At 71.3% G+C, this 19,644-nt stretch carries 16 protein-coding genes and 2 tRNA genes; 5 read left to right on the top strand and 13 right to left on the bottom strand.

Translation table 11 applies throughout. From position 1 onward, the window contains the following. Positions 1-83: 83 nt before the first annotated feature. The gene (locus ACIBF8_RS16965; RefSeq protein ID WP_030336635.1) at positions 84-656 is read left to right on the top strand and encodes a DUF5709 domain-containing protein; all 573 of its coding nucleotides are present in this window, start codon (positions 84-86) and stop codon (positions 654-656) included. Between the two features lie 6 nt (positions 657-662). On the opposite strand, the gene ACIBF8_RS16960 is transcribed toward ACIBF8_RS16965, so the two are convergent. Then, the gene (locus ACIBF8_RS16960) at positions 663-1,316 is read right to left on the bottom strand and encodes a response regulator (protein WP_396784303.1); all 654 of its coding nucleotides are present in this window, start codon (positions 1,314-1,316) and stop codon (positions 663-665) included. A 14-nt stretch (positions 1,317-1,330) separates the two neighbouring features. Continuing rightward, positions 1,331-2,461 carry a MacS family sensor histidine kinase gene (gene macS / locus ACIBF8_RS16955; protein WP_396783932.1) on the bottom strand — a complete coding sequence of 377 codons (1,131 nt, stop codon included), beginning with the start codon at positions 2,459-2,461 and terminating at the stop codon, positions 1,331-1,333. A 120-nt stretch (positions 2,462-2,581) separates the two neighbouring features. On the opposite strand from macS, the gene ACIBF8_RS16950 reads away from it, so the two are divergent. After that, the gene (locus tag ACIBF8_RS16950) at positions 2,582-3,040 is read left to right on the top strand and encodes an ATP-binding protein (RefSeq protein ID WP_396783930.1); all 459 of its coding nucleotides are present in this window, start codon (positions 2,582-2,584) and stop codon (positions 3,038-3,040) included. 172 nt (positions 3,041-3,212) lie between these two features. Here ACIBF8_RS16950 and ACIBF8_RS16945 read toward each other — a convergent pair whose 3' ends face one another. Further along, entirely contained in the window at positions 3,213-4,151 is a 939-nt protein-coding gene (locus ACIBF8_RS16945) for a ribose-phosphate pyrophosphokinase (RefSeq protein WP_354969404.1), read from the bottom strand. A 102-nt stretch (positions 4,152-4,253) separates the two neighbouring features. Here ACIBF8_RS16945 and glpK point away from each other — a divergent pair, with 102 nt between their 5' ends. Further along, positions 4,254-5,738 carry a glycerol kinase GlpK gene (gene glpK / locus ACIBF8_RS16940; protein WP_396783929.1) on the top strand — a complete coding sequence of 495 codons (1,485 nt, stop codon included), beginning with the start codon at positions 4,254-4,256 and terminating at the stop codon, positions 5,736-5,738. Positions 5,739-5,740: 2 nt separating this feature from the next. On the opposite strand, the gene ACIBF8_RS16935 is transcribed toward glpK, so the two are convergent. From ACIBF8_RS16935 to ACIBF8_RS16925, 3 genes are all read right to left on the bottom strand, one after another. After that, positions 5,741-5,905 carry a DUF397 domain-containing protein gene (locus tag ACIBF8_RS16935; protein WP_347663237.1) on the bottom strand — a complete coding sequence of 55 codons (165 nt, stop codon included), beginning with the start codon at positions 5,903-5,905 and terminating at the stop codon, positions 5,741-5,743. A gap of 26 nt (positions 5,906-5,931) precedes the next feature. Then, complete coding sequence (locus ACIBF8_RS16930; RefSeq protein WP_396783927.1) at positions 5,932-6,714, bottom strand: Scr1 family TA system antitoxin-like transcriptional regulator; 783 nt, start codon at positions 6,712-6,714, stop codon at positions 5,932-5,934. 94 nt (positions 6,715-6,808) lie between these two features. After that, positions 6,809-7,642, bottom strand: coding sequence for a phosphoribosylaminoimidazolesuccinocarboxamide synthase (locus ACIBF8_RS16925; protein ID WP_396783925.1), 834 nt, complete (start codon positions 7,640-7,642; stop codon positions 6,809-6,811). A gap of 139 nt (positions 7,643-7,781) precedes the next feature. Between ACIBF8_RS16925 and ACIBF8_RS16920 the strand changes: the two genes are divergently transcribed. After that, positions 7,782-9,113, top strand: coding sequence for an ABC transporter substrate-binding protein (locus ACIBF8_RS16920; RefSeq protein WP_396783923.1), 1,332 nt, complete (start codon positions 7,782-7,784; stop codon positions 9,111-9,113). A 57-nt stretch (positions 9,114-9,170) separates the two neighbouring features. Here ACIBF8_RS16920 and ACIBF8_RS16915 read toward each other — a convergent pair whose 3' ends face one another. Next, positions 9,171-9,419, bottom strand: coding sequence for a hypothetical protein (locus tag ACIBF8_RS16915; RefSeq protein ID WP_396783922.1), 249 nt, complete (start codon positions 9,417-9,419; stop codon positions 9,171-9,173). 164 nt (positions 9,420-9,583) lie between these two features. On the opposite strand from ACIBF8_RS16915, the gene ACIBF8_RS16910 reads away from it, so the two are divergent. Next, entirely contained in the window at positions 9,584-13,366 is a 3,783-nt protein-coding gene (locus ACIBF8_RS16910; protein WP_396783921.1) for a S8 family serine peptidase, read from the top strand. Positions 13,367-13,483: 117 nt separating this feature from the next. Here ACIBF8_RS16910 and ACIBF8_RS16905 read toward each other — a convergent pair. The 6 genes from ACIBF8_RS16905 to ACIBF8_RS16880 form a co-directional block, all read right to left on the bottom strand. Then, a tRNA-Met gene (locus ACIBF8_RS16905) sits at positions 13,484-13,560 on the bottom strand. Between the two features lie 145 nt (positions 13,561-13,705). Beyond that, positions 13,706-13,779 (bottom strand) — tRNA-Met (locus ACIBF8_RS16900). Positions 13,780-13,836: 57 nt separating this feature from the next. Beyond that, complete coding sequence (locus ACIBF8_RS16895; RefSeq protein WP_396783919.1) at positions 13,837-14,778, bottom strand: hypothetical protein; 942 nt, start codon at positions 14,776-14,778, stop codon at positions 13,837-13,839. Beyond that, positions 14,768-15,277 (bottom strand): RNA polymerase sigma factor, encoded by a 510-nt coding sequence (locus tag ACIBF8_RS16890; RefSeq protein ID WP_396783918.1) that lies wholly within the window; start codon positions 15,275-15,277, stop codon positions 14,768-14,770. The genes ACIBF8_RS16895 and ACIBF8_RS16890 overlap by 11 nt, the downstream gene beginning before the upstream one ends. A gap of 189 nt (positions 15,278-15,466) precedes the next feature. After that, complete coding sequence (locus tag ACIBF8_RS16885; RefSeq protein ID WP_396783916.1) at positions 15,467-18,457, bottom strand: UPF0182 family protein; 2,991 nt, start codon at positions 18,455-18,457, stop codon at positions 15,467-15,469. A gap of 96 nt (positions 18,458-18,553) precedes the next feature. After that, positions 18,554-19,567, bottom strand: a complete 1,014-nt coding sequence (locus ACIBF8_RS16880) for a PDZ domain-containing protein (RefSeq protein ID WP_396783915.1) — start codon at positions 19,565-19,567, stop codon at positions 18,554-18,556. Between the last annotated feature and the right edge of the window lie 77 nt (positions 19,568-19,644).

Here is a 19,644-nt window from a genome sequence, read left to right as displayed (position 1 = left end):
CTTTCGCCGCCGGTGCCTGGTTCGGCGCCGTACCAGCGAAGGTCGCCCGGTTATGGCGGGAGGGCAGCGGGTAGTGATCAGACATGCGCGACAACGAGTACCCGACCCCCGTGTCCGACACCGAGGCGCAAGGGCTGCCCGACACCGCCGATGACGACTCGACCGCCAACGACGACGTTTTCACCGGTCGCGAGGCGGACGGTCCGGACCCGGCCCAACTGCCCGGCGACCGGACGCCGGTGGCGGTGGACCGGTTCGGGACGACCGCCGAGGAGCAGCTCGACGGCGAGTCGTTGGACTACAAGCTCGATCGTGAGGTCTACGAACGCCCGGCGGACGACCCGCTGGCCGGGACGATCGACCCGAAGATCGCCTTCGAGGCGGATAATCTGGAAGCCGCGGCGGAGGCTCAGTTGGACGCCGACGTGATGGATCCGGGTCCGACCTCGGACCCGAACTCGCCGGTGTCCCTCTACGACCACGGTCAGCTCGGCACGGTGGCCGACGCCACGGTGGGTCGGCTGGTCGAACCGGACGAGGGGTCGCACACCGACCAGGAGACCGATTCGGTGGCGTACGACGCGGGCTCGGCCGGGGGCGGGGCGACCGCCGAGGAGTTGGCCATCCACGAGACGGAACCGCCGCGCTCGGTCTGACTCCGTTCAGTCGTCCAGGCCACGCTCGATGGCGTACCGGGTCAGCTCGACCCGGTTGTGCAGTTGCAGCTTGCCCAGGGTGTTCTGCACGTGGTTCTGCACCGTGCGGTGCGACAGCCCCAAGCGCTGCGCGATCTGCTTGTACGACATCCCCTTCGCCACCAGCCGCAGCACCTCGGTCTCCCGTTCGGTGAGCTGGGGCGCGGCGGACCCGGCGTCGCCGGCCGGGCCGGTCGCCCGTCCCGGCCCGGCGGCCAGCCGGCGGTACTCGCCGAGAACGAGCCCGGCCAGGCCGGGGGTGAAGACCGCGTCGCCGGCCGCGGTGCGGTGGACCGCCTCCAGGAACTCGGCGGGCGCGGCCGACTTCACCAGGTAACCGGTCGCTCCGGCCTTGACCGCGTCGAGCACGCTCTGCTGTTCACCGCTGGCGCTGAGCATCAGCACCCGCACGTCGGGCAGCGCCGCGCGCAGCCCGAGGATAACCTCGACGCCGGAGATGTCCGGTAGTTGCAGGTCGAGGACGACGACGTCGGGCCGGGCGGCGGCGGCCACCCGGATGGCCTGTCGCCCCTCGCCGCTGGTCGCCACCACCAGGAACCCGGCCTCGGTCAGGTCGCGGGCCACGCCCTCCCGCCACATCGGATGGTCGTCGACCACCATCACGCGCGTCGGGTTCACCGCGACCTCGGCACAGTCAGCTCGATCTCGGTGCCCGCGTCGGGAGCGGAGACGATCCGGACGGTCCCGCCCACGTCGGCCACCCGGCCACGGATCGACTGGGTCACACCCAGCCGACCCTGGGCCGCCGCCTCGGCCAGCCGGCCGTCCGGGATCCCCGGCCCCTCGTCGCGGATCGACACGGTCACCGTCTCCCCCTCGTCCTCGATCAGCACCCAGGCCCGCCCGCCGGCGTGCCGCCCCACGTTGTCCAGGGCCGCGCCGGTCGCGGCGGCCAACTCGCCGGCCACCCGCCGGGGCAGCGGCACCGGGGTGGCCGGGGCGGAGAGCGCCACCGCCGCCGAGGCGTACCGGCCGAGCAGGGTTCGCAGGTCCACCGCCTCGGCGGCGTCCGGGATGCTGGTGGCGGCCGGGCCGGCGCCGGCGATCAGCGCCCGCAGCGCGGCCTCCTGCTCGCCAGCCAGTCGGGCCAGCTCGCCGGCCTCGCCGGGCAGGTCGGCGCCGCGCCGCTGCACCAGCGCCAGCACCTGGAGCACCGAGTCGTGGATGCCCCGGGCCAGCCGCTCCCGCTCCCGGGTGGCGGCCTCCAACTCCACCGCCCGTTGCAGCCGCTCCTCGGCGCTCGCCGCGAGCCGGGCGACGTGGCCGACCACCACTCCGGCGAGCAGCATCAGGATCACGCCGGTGAACGAGGACTGGCCGATCCGCTCCCGGGTGGCCAGGTCCGCGCCGGCGACCAGCAGCGCGGCGACCGTGCCGCGTCGACGCCCGCCAGCGACGGCCCAGGCCAGCACCGGGCCGGCCATCCAGGCAACCCCCATGGTGGGTACGCCGTGGCTGAGCGCGGCCCGACCGACCACCCACGGGGTGGCCAGGACGACGGCCAGCACCACCCCGAGGTCGGCCAGCAGCAGTGGCCAGCGCCGCCAGGCCGGTCGGGCGTACCCGACCGCGGTGACCCCGGTCCACGCCATCATCACCAGGATCAGGGCGCCGACGGCGTACGGGTGGGCGTACCGGTCGGCGTCGCGCACCGCGAGCACGCAGACGTACGCCAGTGAGGCCAGCCTGAACACGGTGAGCGCACGCCACAGCGGCACCTCGAATCCACCTGGCGGCGACGGCATGGCGGTCAGGATGCCACAACCGGGCCAGCGGCACGGCGAGCAGCGAGTGCGGTTCGGGAAACCCTGACGTACGGTGGAAAAGCCGCGAAATACTCCGAGATCCGCCGCCGGGACGGGCCCATGACGAACGCAGATCCGCACGCACCGCGTACGGTTGTGCCCATCGAACCTGCCCTCCTGATCGCCGAAGCCTTCGACCAGGCTCAGGTGACCGAGATTCGACACTCGGTCACCTCCTGCGCGCATGCCTCCGGCCTCAGCGGCCAGCGGTTGGACGATTTCGTGCTCGCGATCAACGAATTGATCACCAACGCGGTCCGGCACGGCGGCGGGCGCGGCTGGCTGCGGCTCTGGCAGGAGTCGGGCCTGCTGGTCTGCGAGGTCGCCGACCACGGGCGGGGAATCAGCCCGCAGCGGTTGGGCGACCGCAGTCGGCCAGCCCCGGACACCGCCGGCGGCTGGGGCCTCTGGCTGGCCCGCGAGCTGACCGACGCGATGGAGGTCGTCACCGGCACCGCCGGCACCACCGTTCGCGTCACCACCGGCCTGACCAACCACCACAACCACACCCCCCACTAAACCCCCCACCCCACCCCACCCCACCCCGCCCCGCCCCACCCCGCCCCGCTCGGCGATCTTGCACTTTCTGCGCCGGCAAACCATTCGGAAACGCCCATTGCGGCAACACAAACCGCAAGATCGCGGGGAGCGTGGGGGCGTGGGGGCGTGGGGGCGTGGGCGGGGTCGTGAGTTAGGCGAAGAGCGCGGAGACGGATTCCCCGTTGTGGATTCGGCGCGTCGCCTCGGCCAGGGCGGGGGCCACCGACAGGACCTGCAACTTGGGGACCCGCTTAGCGGCCGGAATGGGCACCGTGTTGGTGCAGACGATCTCCAGGACGCCGTCCTGATCGCTGAGCCGCTGCAACGCGTCGCCCGAGAAGAGGCCGTGTGTGCAGGCGAGCCGAATCGAGCGGACCTTCAGGCCGCGCAGATGCTCCATCAGCTCGACCACCGTGCTGCCCTTGGCGATCTCGTCGTCCAGCACGATGACGTCCCGGTCGGTCACGTCGCCGATCACCGCGCTGATCTTGACGAGGTCGTCGCTGAACCGCTGCTTCGCCCCGGCCGCGACCGGCGTGCCGAGCAGCCGGGCGAAGGCCGCGGCCTCCTTGGCGTTGCCCAGGTCGGGTGAGACCACCACGGTATTGCTGAGGTCGTAGCGCCGGAAGTGGGTGGCCAACTCGCGCAGCGCGTGCAGGTGATCCACCGGGACGCTGAAGAAGCCGTGCACCTGCGGCGAGTGCAGGGTCATGGCGAGCACCCGGTCCGCCCCGGCCGAGGTGAGCAGATCGGCGACGAGCCGGGCGCCGATCGAGATCCGCGGCGCGTCCTTCTTGTCGGAGCGGGCGTACGCGTAGTGCGGAAGCACCACCGTGATCCGGCCGGCGGAGGCACCCCGGGCGGCGTCGATCATCAGCAACAGCTCGACCAGGTTCTCCTGCACCGGCGGCACCAGCGGCTGGATCAGGAAGACGTCCCGCTCCCGGCAGTTGGCCTGCAACTGCACTTCCAGACAGTCGTTCGCGAACCGGGAGACCCGCACCGGATGCAGCGGCACCCCCAGGTGGGCGCAGATCTCGGCAGCCAGGTCGGGATGGGCGGTTCCACTGAAAACGGCGATGTCGCGCACGTTCGCACATCGTAGGCGACGCGGATGGTCCCGGACCGCGGCGGGCCGGAACCCACCGTGACGCAGGTCGCACCGCGCCGCCGGTCCGGGTACGGTGCTGCGGTGACCCCCCAGTACGTCGCCGCCATCGATCAGGGCACCACCTCCTCGCGGTGCATCGTCTTCGACCGGGCCGGGGACATCGTCGCCGTGGCCCAACGCGAGCACCGGCAGCTCTTCCCCCAGCCGGGTTGGGTGGAGCACGACGCCGAGGAGATCTGGGACAACGTCCAGCAGGTGGTCGCCGAGGCGCTGGGGGCCGCGAACATCGACGCGGCCGGGCTGGCCGCCGTCGGCATCACCAACCAGCGGGAGACCACCGTCGTGTGGGACCGGGTCAGCGGCCGCCCGGTCGCCAACGCCATCGTCTGGCAGGACACCCGGACCGGGCCGCTGCTGCGCGAGCTGGCCTCGGCGTACGGCGAGGAGCGGTTCCGGGTCCGCACGGGGCTGCCGCTGGCCACCTACTTCGCGGGGCCGAAGCTGCGCTGGTTGCTCGACGAGGTCGACGGCCTGCGCGAGCGCGCCGAGCGCGGCGAGGTGCTCTTCGGCACCATGGACAGCTGGCTGATCTGGAAGCTGACCGGCGAGCACGTCACCGACGTGACCAACGCCAGCCGGACCATGCTGATGGACCTCACGACCCTCGACTGGGCGCCGGAGCTGCTGGACGCGATGGGGGTCCCGGCGGCGATGCTGCCGGAGATCCGCTGCTCCGCCGAGGTGTACGGCACGGCCACCGGGGTGCTCGCCGGGGTGCCGGTGGCGAGTGCGCTCGGCGACCAGCAGGCGGCCCTGTTCGGGCAGACCTGCTTCCAGCCGGGCGAGGCCAAGTGCACCTACGGCACCGGTAGCTTCCTGCTGCTCAACACCGGCGCCAGCCCGGTTCCGTCGACACACGGCCTGCTCACCACGGTCGCCTACCGGATCGAGGGCCAACCACCGGCGTACGCCCTCGAAGGCGCGATCGCGGTCACCGGCTCGCTGGTGCAGTGGCTGCGGGACAACCTCGGGCTGATCTCCACGGCCGCCGAGGTGGAGGAGTTGGCCCGCACCGTTGACGACAACGGCGGCTGCTACGTCGTGCCGGCGTTCTCGGGTCTGTTCGCCCCGCACTGGCGCAGCGACGCCCGCGGTGTGATCGCCGGCCTGACCGGCTACATCACCAAGGGACACCTGGCACGGGCGGCGCTGGAGGCGTCGGCGTGGCAGACCCGCGAGGTGGTCGACGCAATGAACGCCGACTCCGATGTGGCGCTGCGCCGACTCCGGGTCGACGGCGGGATGACTGCCAACGGCCTGCTCATGCAGTTCCTCGCCGATGTACTCGACGTGCCGGTGGTCCGCTCCCGGATCACCGAGACCACCTGTCTGGGCGCTGCGTACGCGGCCGGGCTGGCGGTCGGGTTCTGGCCGGACCTGGCCACCCTGCGGGCCCAGTGGCGCTCCGACGCGCAGTGGGAGCCGACCATGGCCCCGAAGCTGCGCGAGCAGGAGCTGCACCAGTGGCGCAAGGCCGTGCAGCGCACCCTCGACTGGGTGGAGTGACCTCAGCGGCCGGTGCGGACCCGCGCCACGAACGCGCGCCAGGCCGCCGGCGCGAAGGTGAGGACGGCGCCGGCGCGGTCGGTGGAGTCCCGGACCAGCACCTGGTCCGGGAGATTGTCGGCCACCTCGACGCAGGTGTCGCCGCCGTTGCCGCTCCGAGTCGACACGCGCCACCGAGGGGTGGGGGCGGAGTTCACAGCTCGTTCACCAGCTTTCCGATCAGCTCGACGGACACGCTCGCCGGCAGGGCCTCGCCCAGCAGGGTGTCCCACATCGTCCTGATGGTATCCACGGTGTCGGGCCGGTCGACGATCTGGCCGAAGACCCCGTCGATGTAGGCCACCTCGTCGCCGTCGGGCAGGTTGGCCAGCACGAAGCCGCCGGCGAGCCCGGGGTGCGCGCCCGCGCCGGCGGGGATCACGTAGAGCCGGACGTGGGGCAGGGTGGCCAGCTCGACCAGCCGTTCCAACTGGGCGAGCTGGACGTCCCGATCGCCGACCACGCGGCGCAGCGCGGTCTCGTCGACGACCGCGGTGAACCGCTTCGGGGCCGGGCCGGCCAGCAGCTCCTGGCGGGCGAGCCGGCCAGCGACCAGCTGGTCGACCTGCTCCGGGGTGTGGGTGCCCTGGGCGCTGAGCACCGCGTGCGCGTACGCCTCGGTCTGGAGCAGACCCGGTACCAGCGACGGTTGAACGGTGCGAAGGGCGACCGCCTCGGCCTCGATCGCCCGCCACGGCGCGAACCAGGCCGGCGACTCCTGCCGGGCCGCCACCGCCAGCAACTCGGCCAGCAGCCCGCCGGTGTCCAGCGCCGCGTCCGCCGCCTCGGCGAACTGCGGGGTGGGCCGGCGCCGCCCGGTCTCGATCGCCGCGATGGTGGACGGACTCCACCTGATCAGCTCCGCGAGAGCCTCCTGCGAGACGCCCGCACCGGCTCGGGCCGCCTTGAGCGCCCTGATCCACATGTCGCCGTTCATCCGACCGCCCCAGACTCCACGAAGGGTGACGGGTTCATCCTCGGCGGTGACGACGGTCAGGTCCAGCAGGAGCGGTGAAAGCGCGGTGTCCCGGTCACTCCCAGCGGTTGCCGGTCAGCTTCTCGTACACCTCGACGTAGCGGGCGCGGGTCGCCTCGACCACCTCGTCGGGCACGTCCGGGGCCGGGGCCTGCTTGTTCCAGCCGCCGCCGGTGGCCCAGTCCCGCACGTACTGCTTGTCGTAGGAGAACTGCACCCGGCCCGGCTGGTACGACTCGGCCGGCCAGAACCGCGACGAGTCGGAGGTGAGCAGCTCGTCGGCGAGGACCAGGGTGCCGTCCGGCGCCCAGCCCAGCTCGATCTTGGTGTCGGCGATCAGGATGCCCCGGTCGGCGGCCAGCTCCGCGCCGCGCCGGTAGACGTCGAGGGTGATCTGCCGAAGCCGCTCGGCGGTGGCCTGGCCGACCTTGTCCACCACGTCGTCGTACGTGATGGGCTCGTCGTGCTCGCCCATCGGCGCCTTGCTCGACGGCGTGAAGATCGGCTCGGGCAGGATCGACGCCTCGCCGAGCCCTCGCGGCAGTGGTACGCCGGAGACCGCGCCGGTCTGCTCGTACTCCCGTAGGCCGCCGCCGGTCAGGTAACCGCGAGCGACGCACTCGACCGGGACCATGTCCAGCCGCTGGCAGCGGATGGCCCGCCCGGCGAACTCGGCGGGCACGTCGGTGCTCGAGATGACGTGGTTCGGCACCAGGTCGGAGAGCTGCTCGAACCACCAGAGCGAGAGCGCGGTGAGCAGGCGACCCTTGTCCGGAATCGGCGTCGGCAGGGCCACGTCGTAGATCGAGATGCGGTCCGAGGCCACCAGGATCAGGTCGTCGCCGTCGGCGTAGACGTCCCGAACCTTGCCTGAGTGCAGAAGTTCCACGCGCCCTAGTACACCACGCCCCATCGGATAGGCCGGATTCGACCACCGACGCCGAGGGTGACCGGACGGACGTTGACACCTTCGTGCGCTCCCTGCGTGAATGGTCCGACCGCCACTCCCGCAGGTCCAGGAGACCCCCGTGCCCGTTGTTCGACCCCCGATCGACCGCCTCGGCGCCGACCCGGGCCGGCGCCGACTGCTCACCGCGCTGCTCGGCGCGCCTCTGCTCGCGTCCGGCGGGTTGGCGGGGTGCAGTGACGGCGCCGCCACCTCGCCCGAGGACGGGCCGGTCGAGCTGTCGGTCTTCTGGTGGGGCGGCACCAAGCGGGCCGAGCTCACCGAGAAGGTGTTGCGGCTCTACTCGGATCGCAACCCCCGGGTCACCTTCCGGGTGACCTGGCAGGGTGCCGACGGCTATTACGACCGGCTGGCCACCCAGGCGGCTGGCGGAAACATCCCGGACCTGATCCAGATCGACGACGCCATGCTGACCGAGTACACCCAACGCAAGGTCATCCTCGACCTCACCGACCGGGTCGCCGACCACCGGCTGGATCTGCGGGGCCTGTCGGAGGGTCTGATCCGCTACGGCACGGTGGAGGGGCGGACGATGGCGGTGGCCGCCGGGCAGACCCACGCCGGCGTGGTCTTCAACCGGGACCTGCTGCGGGAGCTGAAGATGCCCGAGCCGCGCGCCGGGATGAGCTGGGCCGATTACCTCTCCTGGGCCGAACAGGTCACTGAGGCCAGCGACGGCCGGGTGGCCGGCACGATGGACGGGTCCGGCGACTACCGGGCGCTCTGGCTCTGGCTGCGGTCGCAGGGCGGCGAGTTCTACCGGGGCAACCAGCTCGGATTCGGCGCGGACGAACTGATCGCGTGGTTCGAGCTGTGGCAGCGGGCCCGCCGGGGGCGGGCCACCCCGGGCGCGGCGCTGGTCGAGCAGGCCGACAGCGGCGAGCCGGCCCGGCAACTGGTGGTGACCGGGCTGACCGCGGCGTCCTTCGCCTGGTCACACCAACTACCGGAGTTGCAACGACTGACCGAGTCGGAGTTGGGCATCGTCGGCTTGCCCGGCCCGCCCGGCGCCCAGTGGGCGCGGGCGTCGATGTACTGGGCGGGGTTCCGGGGCACCCGTCACCCGGACGCCGTCGCCGACGTGATCAACTTTTTGACCACCAACGGCGAGGCCGGCACCGTCCTGGGTCACGAGCGTGGGTTGAACGCCAGCTCCGCGGTCCGCCGCTACGCGGAGGGCAGCATCACCGACCCGGCCCAGAAACGTGCCGCCGCGTTCGCCGCCAGCATCGCCGACCTGCTCGGGCCGGCGCCGGCGCCGCCGCCCAAGGGGCACGCCAAGGTGCGCACCCTGCTGGTCACCGCCGCCGAGCGCATCCGCGTCAAGCGGGACGGCACCCGGGAGGCCACCGCGCGCTTCCTGTCCCAGGCCATCGCGGCTCTCGCGGTGTGAGCACCGGCGGCCGGCCCCGGGCCGGCCGCTGGTGACCCGCGGTCTGCCTCGGCCTGGTCAGCGCGGCGGACCACCCCGACGGTTGCGCATCAGGCGCAGCACCAGGAACACCACGATCGCGACCACTACCAGGCAGCAGAGCAGCGGAAGGACGCCGAAGCCACCCCGGCCACGCCGCCGGGCGGCCTCCACCACGAGTTCGCCGGTACCCGTGGACGCCCAGGCCGCGACGGGCACGAAGACCGCCAGTACGACCGCACCGAAGACCGCGCTCAGGCGGCCCCACCATCTACCGAATGAAGACATGCGCCCATCCTCGCCCAAGGGCGCAACCTCGGCACGTCGGTCCACGCCGAATCACGGAACCGAGATCTTCCGGGAGCACTGCGACCACCGCGCAACGTCCTCGCAACGTCCCCGCAAAGACGATGATCTTTACATGAATCTCCGGAGGTGATCGGATTCGCCGCATGGTCAACTTTTTAGACAGTGCGCGGATCTCTCGCACCCGAAGATCTGCGGCGGCAGCGGTCGGCGTCACCCTCGTCGCCGCACTCCTCACCCCCACGGCGGCTCAGGGTGCCCCACCACCCCCACCGCCGCCGACGACACCCGTCCCGACCGGCAACGCGGACCGCGCACCCGTCACGGTCACCCTGATCACCGGCGACCGGGTGACGGTCACCCCGGGCGCCCACGGCGCAACCCCCACGGTGGACGTCAAACGCGCACCGGGCGCCACCGGCACCGTACGCATCTCCACCGAGGGCGGGGACACCTATGTGTACCCCGACGAGGCGGTGCCCTACCTCGCGACCGGTCGACTCGACAAGCAACTGTTCGACGTCACCCAGCTCATCGCCCAGGGCTACAGCGACGCGCAGACCAGCGAACTCCCCCTGATCGTCACCCGCACCACGGGTTCGGCGAAGCTCCGGACCGGCACCACGCTGCCCGGCGCGCAGACCACGCTGGAGCTTCCCTCCGTCCGTGGCGAGGCGATTCGCACCCGCCGTTCGCAGGCCGCCGACTTCTGGTCGGCCCTCACCGGCGGCGGCCAGTCAGCGACGGCCCGCAGTGCGGCCCCGCCGGCGCCCTCCTTCACGGCCGGCGTCGACAAGGTGTGGCTCGACGGCAAGGCGAAGGCCACGCTCGCCGACACCACCGCCCAGATCGGCGCGCCCGCGGCCTGGGCGGCGGGGGGCACCGGCAGTGGTGTCCGGGTCGCCGTCCTGGACAGCGGCGTGGACACCACCCACCCGGACCTCGCGGACCGGGTGGTGGCGTCCCGGAGCTTCATCCCCGGCCAGGACGTGATCGACCGGAACGGGCACGGCACCCACACCGCCTCCACCGTCGCCGGAACCGGCGCCGCCTCCGGCGGTAAGGAACGGGGCGTCGCTCCCGACGCCGACCTGGTGGTCGGCAAAGTCCTCGACGAGTTCGGCAGCGGGTCGATCTCGGGGATCATCGCGGGCATGGAGTGGGCGGCGCGGACCGAACACGCCAAGGTGATCAACATGAGCCTGGGTGTGAGCGCCTGGCACACCCAGGACGATCCGCTGAGCCAGGCCGTCAACCAGCTGACCGCCGAGACGGGTGCGCTCTTCGTCGTCGCCGCCGGCAACAGCGGACCCGATCCGTACACCCTCGGTGCGCCGGGCACCGCGGACGCCGCACTGACCATCGGCGCGGTGGACACCTCCGACCACCTGGCGGGCTTCTCCAGCGTCGGCCCCCGGATGAACGACGAGGCGCTCAAGCCCGACATGACCGCGCCCGGCGTCGACGTGCTGGCGGCGCGCTCGCAGCACATCAGCTGGGGCGAGGGCTACTACTACGTCGACAGTGGCACCTCGATGGCGGCGCCGCACGTCGCCGGGGCCGCCGCCCTGCTGGTGCAGAAGCACCCGACCTGGACCGCGCGGCAGATCAAGGACGCGCTGATGAGCACCAGCGTCCGCACCCCCGACTACAACGCCTACCAGGCCGGCAGCGGTCGGCTGAACGTCGCCGCCGCGTACCACCAGGACCAGGTCGTCGCCACCGGGTCGGTGGACGCCGGACTCGTCAAGTGGTCGCCGGGCAGCACACCGCAGCCGATCAAGCGGACCATCACCTACACCAACACGACGTCCAGCACGATCACCCTGGAGTTGTCCGTCGACCGCGGCACCTCCCCCGCACAGACGTTCACGGCAGCCACCGACCGCGTCACGGTGCCCGCTCGTGGGACCGCGACGGCCGACGTGGTGGTGGCCCCCGCGGGCCTCCCCGCCGGCCGATACTCCGCCCAGGTCACGGCCCGCTTCCCGGCCGGCCAGGTGCACACGGCCGTCGGCGTCGCCGTCGAGTCCAAGAAGTACGACCTCACCATCCACCTGAAGGACCGCGCCGGCCGGCCGATGAGCGGCGAGGTCGAGGTCGTCAGCGCCGAGACCGGCTCGTCCTTCATGTGGGTCCCGGACGGAAAGCTCACCAGCCGCCTGGCCCCCGGCTCCTACACGGTCGTCACGGCGGCGGACGTGGAGGGCCTGCACGGGCCCGGCTCCCTCGGGCTCGCGATGCTGACCGCTCCCGAGGTCGAGCTGACGACCAACCGGGTCGTGGAACTCGACGCCGCGCGGGCACGCCAGGTGAAGGTGGCGACGCCCCAACCGACCGCCGTCACCAACAGCAGGATCGACGTCTACCGCTCCTTCACCGCACCCGAGCCGACACCCACCGACTGGAGCGCTCTGCGCGAGACCTTCTGGCCCGGTGCCGCCTACGACAGCCTGTGGGCCCTCCCGACCAAGGACAAGGTGAAGAAGGGCAGCTTCGTCTTCACCACCCGGATCCGGGCCGAGCAGACGCCACTGGCGATCAACTACAACGGTCGGCACCTCAGCGAGCCCCTCACGCAGCCCGGCTCACCGCCGCTGCCCGACGGCACCTCGCGCCTGGACGCCGTGTTCGCCGGCACGGGCGGGAAGGCCGATTACACCGGCCTGTCCGCGCGCGGCAAGGCCGTGGTCGTACGCGCCAACGATTCGGTGACCCCCACGGACCAGGCAGCGGCGGCGCACACCGCCGGTGCGGCGCTGCTCGTCGTGGTCAACGACCGCGCGGGCCGCAAGAGCGACTGGTACGGCAACCCCGACGCCGTGACGACCGGCCCGATCCCGGTCGCCTCGGTGACCAGGGACGAGGGCGAAGCGTTGATCCAGAAGATCACCGCTGCCGGCCGCAACGCGGTACGGCTGGTCGTCGTCGCCCACCCCCGGGCGAAGTACCTGTACGACCTGGTGGACTACCACCGCGGCGGGGTGCCCAACGACCCGTCCGCCAAGACCGACCCCCGCAACCTCGCCCGGATCGACCTCACCTTCTCCCCACCGCCGGGGAAGCAGTCCAGCGAGACGCGGATGGACTTCCCGCCGTACGAGTACGCGGCGGCACGCCCGTTCCCGTTCGAGCCGGTCGCACCAGGGCCGCGGACCGACTGGGTCTCCGCCGGCAATGGCATCAAGTGGATGCAGTACGCCGCCGTCGCCGACTGGGCGCGGTCCAACACGGAGGCCATCGCCTACCGGCCGGGCAGCGTCCAGAAGGACCGCTGGTTCGGGCCGATCACCCGGCCACGCCTGCTCAGCACCGAGATCCCGTTCCGCGGCGAGACCGCCATGAGCGCCTACATCCAGGGGTTCGGCGACGCGGGTGCCGCACACAGCGGCGGGGCCAGCCTGACCCAGATCGTCACGTTCTATCAGGGCGACAAGCAGCTGACCCAGTTCAACGGCTGGCCGGAGGTCGGCGCGGGTGACCTGTCGCCGGAGAAACTGCCGTACCGGCTGGTCGTGGAGACCAGGAGCAAGCCCGAGTTCAGCCCGTACTCGACCGCCACGCACACCGAGTGGAGCTTCGTCTCCGGCGGCGGCCCGGAGGTGCAGGCCGTTCCGCTGGTCCAGCTGGACTACGGAACGGACGTGGACCTCGCGGGCCGGGCGAAGCGCCGGACCGACTTCTCGATCACTCCCGTGGTGGTGGGCAGCACCGCGGCTCGGGACGCCGTCTCCGCGCTCGGTCTGGAGGTCTCCTACGACGACGGGGCGACCTGGCAACGGCAGGACCTGAAGGAGAAGAAGGGCACCTGGCAGGCGACCCTGAACGCGCCGCACCGGGCCGACTTCGTGTCGATCCGGGTCACCGCCAAGCAGCGCAACGGTGCCGCCGTCACCCAGACCGTCACCCGGGCCTTCGGGTTCCGCTAGGACCCGCAGGGGGTCGGCGCCTCGTCGGCGCCGGCCCCTCGGTGGCCCCTCGCCGGAACCGGGCGGCAAACAAGTCCGGCCCCCACACTGTGGGGGCCGGACTCATATCACTTTCCGTGGTAGCGGGGACAGGATTTGAACCTGCGACCTCTGGGTTATGAGCCCAGCGAGCTACCGAGCTGCTCCACCCCGCGTCGACTGGTTAAGACTAACCCACCCGTTCCGGGCGATGATCAGCGGGGTCGCCCACCGCCGCATCCGGCACTGCGGAGCGTGCCGGGAAAAGTCGAAGCCCGCCCCGGTGCTCCCGGGACGGGCTTCGAACTGGTGTTTCTCTCGTAGCGGGGACAGGATTTGAACCTGCGACCTCTGGGTTATGAGCCCAGCGAGCTACCGAGCTGCTCCACCCCGCGTCGGCTCGATAACCGTAGCGCACCGACCCGGGGCACCGCAAAACGACACCGATACCGCTATCCGTCGAGCCACCGACCGATCGCTGCCACCGCCCGCCGGCTGTCGGCGTCGAACTGGGACCGAACGGCTGTCGTGTGCTCCCAACCCTGCTCCCAGAGCACCGTCACCACGTCGCCGAGCCGGACCGCCCGGACCAACCGCACCTCCTCCGTACCTGGCTCGCCCATCCCGTCCGGCATCGGCGCGCGCATCTCGAACAGCACCGACTCGTCGCCGTACGTCGCCGAGGCCAGCAGCCGCTGCCGCCAGGTCCTACTGTCGTCCGGGAGCTTCTGGTCGGGACAATCGCGCACGGCCTGCCGCAACTCCCGCACCGCGTCGTCGGCGCGACCCGCCCGGTAGATGGTGATGGTGTGCCGGTAGCTGCCGTCCGGCACGTTCCCCGTCGGCGTCTGCGGCAACTTGTAGGCCAGATACCGGCCGCGACGCTGGAGCATGGCCGAGTCGCTGGAGAGCCGCGTCCCGCAGAGCAGCGGCAGCGCCGGGCCCTCCACCTGTGACTCCATGCCGGTCCGGTTCGCCGCCGCCAGCACGAAGAAGGCGCGATCCGGGATAGCAGTCGGCGGCCGGGGTGCCGCCGTGCCGGTGCCCGGCTGCGACGGCGTACCGATCGCAGAGGTCCGCGACAGCGGCGGGGCCGGTGGTGTCGACAGCGGTGCTGCCGGCGGCGTCGGCGACGGCCGGGGAGTCGCCCCGGTCGGCACCGGGCCAGGCGTGTCGGCGGGCGGCGGCAGCGGCGCGGAATTGTCCGCCGGGTACGCCAGCCGACCGCCGACGGCCACCCCGCCCACGAGCAGCGCCACCGCGAGCGTCGAGCCGGCGATCCGGGCTCGCGCCCGCCGGTCGGCGAACCGCCGAAGCGACTCGGGATGGGTCAGCTCGTGGCCGTCCGCGACAGTGCTGAGCGACCGGTACAAATCGGAGAGTTCAACTGACATCGTTCGCCTCCAACTCCACGGTGCAGAGGTCGGGCAGCAGAGCGGCCAGCCGGGACCGGCCTCGGGACAGCCAGGACTTCACGGTGCCGACCGGGACGTCGGTCTCCCGGGCGATCTCGTCCACCGACATGTCGAAGAGGTAGTGCAGCGCGAGCGCCTGCCGGTGCGCGGCGGGCAGCTGCCGGAGCGCGCCGACCAGGAGCACCCCGTCCTCGCTCGGCGGGGGCGCGACGGCGGGTGGCCCGGTCCGATTCAGCACCGCCCGCCAGTGGTGCAGACGCCGCCAACGGTCGGTCGCCAGCCGGGACACCACGAGCCTCAGCCACGCCTCCGGCGCGGGATGCGACGACAGTCGCCCCCACTGCCGCCAGGCCCGGGTGTACGCCTCCTGCACCAGGTCCTGCGCCTCGCTGTGGTCGCCAGCGACCGCATAGCCGTACCGCATCATCCGCCGCGCGGTGCTGCGGTAGAAGTCATCAAAGCTCTGCGCGTCCCGCACGGCTGACCCCCTCGTTTCCCGCCCCGTTGCATTGAGGACGGCGGACCGGAGTCGCAGGTTGCGGGGCTGGACGGTGCTGTCGGTGACGTGACAGATACGCACAGATCAGGGCACGGCGGAGCCCTCGTCGTTCGGACCTGAGCGGTCCGAGCGACGAGGGCTCGGCGAGGAACGTCCGGCGGTGTCCGGTCAGCCGCCGGCGCTCGGGCTGACGCTCGGCGCACCGGCGGCCTGCTGCGCCTGCTGGAACGCGGTGAGCGCCTCGTCGAGAGCCTTCAGCGCACGCCCGTACCGCTCGAAGTCACCGGACGCCTGCGCGGCCCGGACCTCGGTGATCGCGGCCTGCACCCGGTCCGCGGCGGCAGCCAGGTCACCGGTCGGCGGTGGGGTGCCGGCGCTCGGGGTCGCCGTCGGCGTTGGCGTGGGCGTCGCCGTGCCCGACGGCGTCGGCGTCGGCGTCGTCGGGTTGCCCCCGGTTGTCGGCGGCGGCGACGTGCCCTGCCCGGCCTTCTTACCCTGCTCGACCAACTGCTTGATGCCGTCGTTGATGTTGTCGGCGAGCGCCACGAAGGAGCCACCGTCACCGTACGAGAGCAGCACCTTCTGCAGCAGCGGGTACGCGTCCTGCTGGTTGCTCTTCACGTAGACCGGCTCGACGTAGAGCATCCCGTCGGCGAACGGCAACGAGAGCAGGTTGCCGTACTGCACCTGCGCCTGGTTGCTGGAGAGCAGGTTGAGCTGCTGACGGATGTTCGCGTTGTTGGTCATCTGCTGGTGCACCTGCACCGGGCCGGAGATCCGGGTCTGATCCGGCAACTCCAGCACCTCGAGTCGGGGCTGCCCGTCGACGTACGACCCGGAGATCAGCGCGGCGAGGTTCTGCCGGCCGTTCGGGGTGACCGCCGAGGTGAGCTGGAAGCGGGGGCTCTCCTGCCCTGGGAACTGGGTGAACAGGTAGTACGGGGGCTGCTTCTGACCGCTGTCCGGAGCGTCCGGCACGTTGGGCACCTGCCAGAAGTCCTGTGCGGAGTAGAAGTCACCCGGGTTGGTCACGTGGAACTTGGTGAGCAGGTTGCGCTGCACCTTGAACATGTCCGCCGGGTAGCGCAGGTGCTCGCTCAGCTCGACCGGGATCTCCGCCTTCGGCTTGATCAGGTCCCCACCGAACGCCTTGTTCCACGCCTTGAGCACGGGGTCGGTGTCGTCGTACTCGTAGAGCTTCACGGTGCCGTCGTACGCGTCGACGGTGGCCTTCACCGAGTTGCGCATGTAGTTGACGTCCTCCCGGGCCAGCTGGAAGGTGCCCCGGTTGGTCAACTCGTCGGTGGTCTCGGTCTGCAGGTTGACCTTCTCGGCGTACGGGTAGGTGGCCGCCGTGGTGTAGCCGTCCACGATCCACTGCACCCGACCGTCGACCACCGCCGGGTACGGGTCGCCGTCCAGGGTGAGGAACGGCGCTACCTTCTCCACCCGGTCCCGCGGGTTGCGCACGTAGAGCAGCTTGGAGTCCTTGTTGACCGCCTCGGAGAGCAGGAAGTTCGACTCCTGCTCCTTGATGGCGTACAGCAACCGCCGGGTGAAGGAGCCGATCTTTACGCCGCCCTCACCGGTGTAGGTGTATGACTCGCCGCCGCCATCACCGACCGGCCGGTCGAACTCGGCCTTCCTGTTCGGGTCGGACTGCCCGACGATGGCGTAGTCGTCGGCCGCCATCCGCTCGCCGTAGTAGATGCGCGGCTGCTTGGCCGGGATCTGCTCGGTCTGCGAGGAGCACGCCTCCTGGGCCTTCTCGCCGAGGAAGCCAGACACGAAGAACGGCTGCCCGCCGCAGACCACCTGGTTGGCCGGGGCGGCCACCAACCCGTAACCGTGGGTGTAGACGGTGTGCCGGTTGATCCAGGTGTTCTGCTGGTCGGTCAGCTCGCCGTAGTTGATCTCCCGGACGCCGACCACGTAGTCGGAGACCTTCCCGTTCACCCCGTACCGGTCGATGTCCAGCTTGGGGCCGAAGTCGTAGAAGCCCCGCACCTGCTGAAGCTGGGTGTACGTCTCACTGACCAGTTGCGGGTCGAGCAGCCGCACGTTCGACACCACCGACGTGTCGGTGGCCAGGTTGCCCGGTGGGGTGAGGTTGTTCGCCGCGTACGGGGTCGTCTCGGTGATCCCCAACCCGAACGCCGCCCGCGTCGCGTCGATGCTGCGCTGGATGTACGGCGCTTCCTTGTCCTTGGCGCTCGGCTTGACCTCGAAGGTCTGCACCGCCCAGGGGTAGATGCCGCCGATGGCCACCGCGGACACGCCGAGCAGCGCCAGCGAGATCCCCGGCCAGACCAGGTTCCGCATCCAGGCGTTGGAGAACACGATGATCGCGATCGCGACCACGATCGAGATGTAGGCCAGGATCTCCTTCGCCGGCAGCAACGCGTTGACGTCGGCGTAGCCGGCGCCGTACAGCTTGGCGCCCTCGTTGTACTCCAGCAGCATCGCCCGCCGGTCCAACACGTACGCGACGGCCTTCAACAGCACGAAGACCGCGACCAGGGTGCTCAGGTGTGCGCGCGCCGCGTTGCTCATCCGGTCCCCGACGCCCTGTAGGCGGACCCCACCGAAGAGGTAGTGCACCGCCAACGCGCCGATCACGGCCAGCACCACCGCGGTGAAGGCGACCCCGAGCAGGTAACGCCAGAACGGCAACTGGAAGACGTAGAAGCCGATGTCCACCCCGAACTCCGGGTCCTTGATCCCGAAGTCACCACCATTGCGGAAGAGCAGCCACTGGCCCCACCGGCTCTGGGCGGAGAGGCCGGCGAAGAGCCCGACCACCCCGGCGGTCACCGAGATCCAGGTGCCCAGCCGTGGGCTGAGCGCCATCCGGTAGCGCTCCAGGGTCGCCTGCTCCACCGAGTGCGGACGCAGCCGCGGGCGCAACCGGTAGGCCAACCACAGGTTGCCGCCGACGACCACTGCCATGCCCAGACCGACGGCGAGGAAGAGCACCAGCCGGGTGAGCAGGACACCGGTGAAGACCTCGGTGTAGCGGACCTCGTCGAACCAGAGCCAGTCGGTCCACGCCTGCACACCCCAGCCGAGCAGGGTGAAGAGCACGAATACCCCGACCAGGACAGCGATGGTGACGCGCCCGCGCCGGCTCATCCTCGGAAGGGGGCTGCTGCTACGCATGACCACTGTTGGCTCCGCACGCTCGATATGATCGGCTCCGACCAGGCACCCAGAGTACGGGGTGTTCCTGAGCGTGGCGGAGCACGGTCACACCGATCAGCAACGCGTCGGCTGACCACCTGCGCGCAGCGTCTCCAAAGCGGTCATCGCCTCGTCCAACGAGCCCACCCGCAACAGCGGCAGATCGGGCTGCGGATTGCGGACCGCCTCGGCGCAGTTGTCCGCCGGCACCAGGAAGACCTTCGCCCCGGCGCGCTTCGCGCCGACCAACTTCTGGGCGATTCCGCCGATCGGGCCGACGGCACCCTCGTCGTCGATGGTGCCGGTGCCGGCGATGATCTGGCCGCCGGTGAGGTCGGCCGGGGTCAACTTGTCCACGATCCCCAGGGCGAACATCAGACCGGCGCTCGGTCCGCCGATGTCCCCCAGGTCGATGCCGAGCGTGAACGGGTGCGGCTGCTGCTGGTCGATCTCGACACCGATCCGCGGTCGGCCGTCCTGCTCCCGACTGGTCACCGTGGCGGTGGCCGGCACGCCGTCCCGGGTGTAGCCGATGGTCAACGCCGTGCCCGCCGGCTTGGCCCGGACCAGGTCGGTGACCTTCGAGGCCACCGGCACCGGCTGGCCGTCGACCGACGTGATCAGGTCGCCGGCCTTCAGCGTCCCGGCGGCCGGACCGTCCCCGGCCACCGTCTTGATCACCACCTGCACCGGAAAGCCCAACTCCCGCAGCGCGGCGGTCTCCGCGCTGGTCTGCGACGCCTTGAAGTCCTCGGCGTTGCGCTGCTCAACCTGCTCCGTCGACTCCCCCGGGGGGTAGACCAGCTCGCGCGGCACCACCGCCTCGTCGTCGGAGAACCAGCCCGCGATGGCGCCACGCAACCGCACCGTGGGCTGCACCCCCACGGTGGTCAACCGCAGCTGGCCGGCCGACGTCGAGGTCTCCCGCCCGGAGACCTGGATGACCTCCTTGCCGTCGGCCGTACCGAGGGTGTTGACCGTCGGGCCCGGGCCGAGCACCACGTACGGGATCGGCACCCGAAGCACCCCGATGCTCAGCAGGGCGGTGAACAGGGCACCGAGCAGGACCGTCAGGCCACGACGTCTCATGCCGCAGAGCGTACCGACCGGGCACGGGCCACCCGCCGGATGCGCCGCGGGACTTCGCCCTCAGCGCAACGCCAGTG

This window comes from Micromonospora sp. NPDC050276, from assembly GCF_044459545.1.
Taxonomy (GTDB): Bacteria; Actinomycetota; Actinomycetes; order Mycobacteriales; family Micromonosporaceae; genus Micromonospora.
This window is presented reverse-complemented; position numbering and strand designations above follow the sequence as displayed.

Excerpts from the sequence above, each read along its gene's own strand:
- ACIBF8_RS16965 (WP_030336635.1), top strand. The coding sequence starts at position 84 with ATGCGCGACAACGAGTACCCGACCCCCGTGTCCGACACCGAGGCGCAA.
- ACIBF8_RS16960 (WP_396784303.1), bottom strand. The coding sequence starts at position 1,316 with ATGGTGGTCGACGACCATCCGATGTGGCGGGAGGGCGTGGCCCGCGAC.
- macS (WP_396783932.1), bottom strand. The coding sequence starts at position 2,461 with ATGCCGTCGCCGCCAGGTGGATTCGAGGTGCCGCTGTGGCGTGCGCTC.
- ACIBF8_RS16950 (WP_396783930.1), top strand. The coding sequence starts at position 2,582 with ATGACGAACGCAGATCCGCACGCACCGCGTACGGTTGTGCCCATCGAA.
- ACIBF8_RS16930 (WP_396783927.1), bottom strand. The coding sequence starts at position 6,714 with ATGAACGGCGACATGTGGATCAGGGCGCTCAAGGCGGCCCGAGCCGGT.
- ACIBF8_RS16915 (WP_396783922.1), bottom strand. The coding sequence starts at position 9,419 with ATGTCTTCATTCGGTAGATGGTGGGGCCGCCTGAGCGCGGTCTTCGGT.
- ACIBF8_RS16910 (WP_396783921.1), top strand. The coding sequence starts at position 9,584 with ATGGTCAACTTTTTAGACAGTGCGCGGATCTCTCGCACCCGAAGATCT.
- ACIBF8_RS16895 (WP_396783919.1), bottom strand. The coding sequence starts at position 14,778 with ATGTCAGTTGAACTCTCCGATTTGTACCGGTCGCTCAGCACTGTCGCG.
- ACIBF8_RS16885 (WP_396783916.1), bottom strand. The coding sequence starts at position 18,457 with ATGCGTAGCAGCAGCCCCCTTCCGAGGATGAGCCGGCGCGGGCGCGTC.
- ACIBF8_RS16880 (WP_396783915.1), bottom strand. The coding sequence starts at position 19,567 with ATGAGACGTCGTGGCCTGACGGTCCTGCTCGGTGCCCTGTTCACCGCC.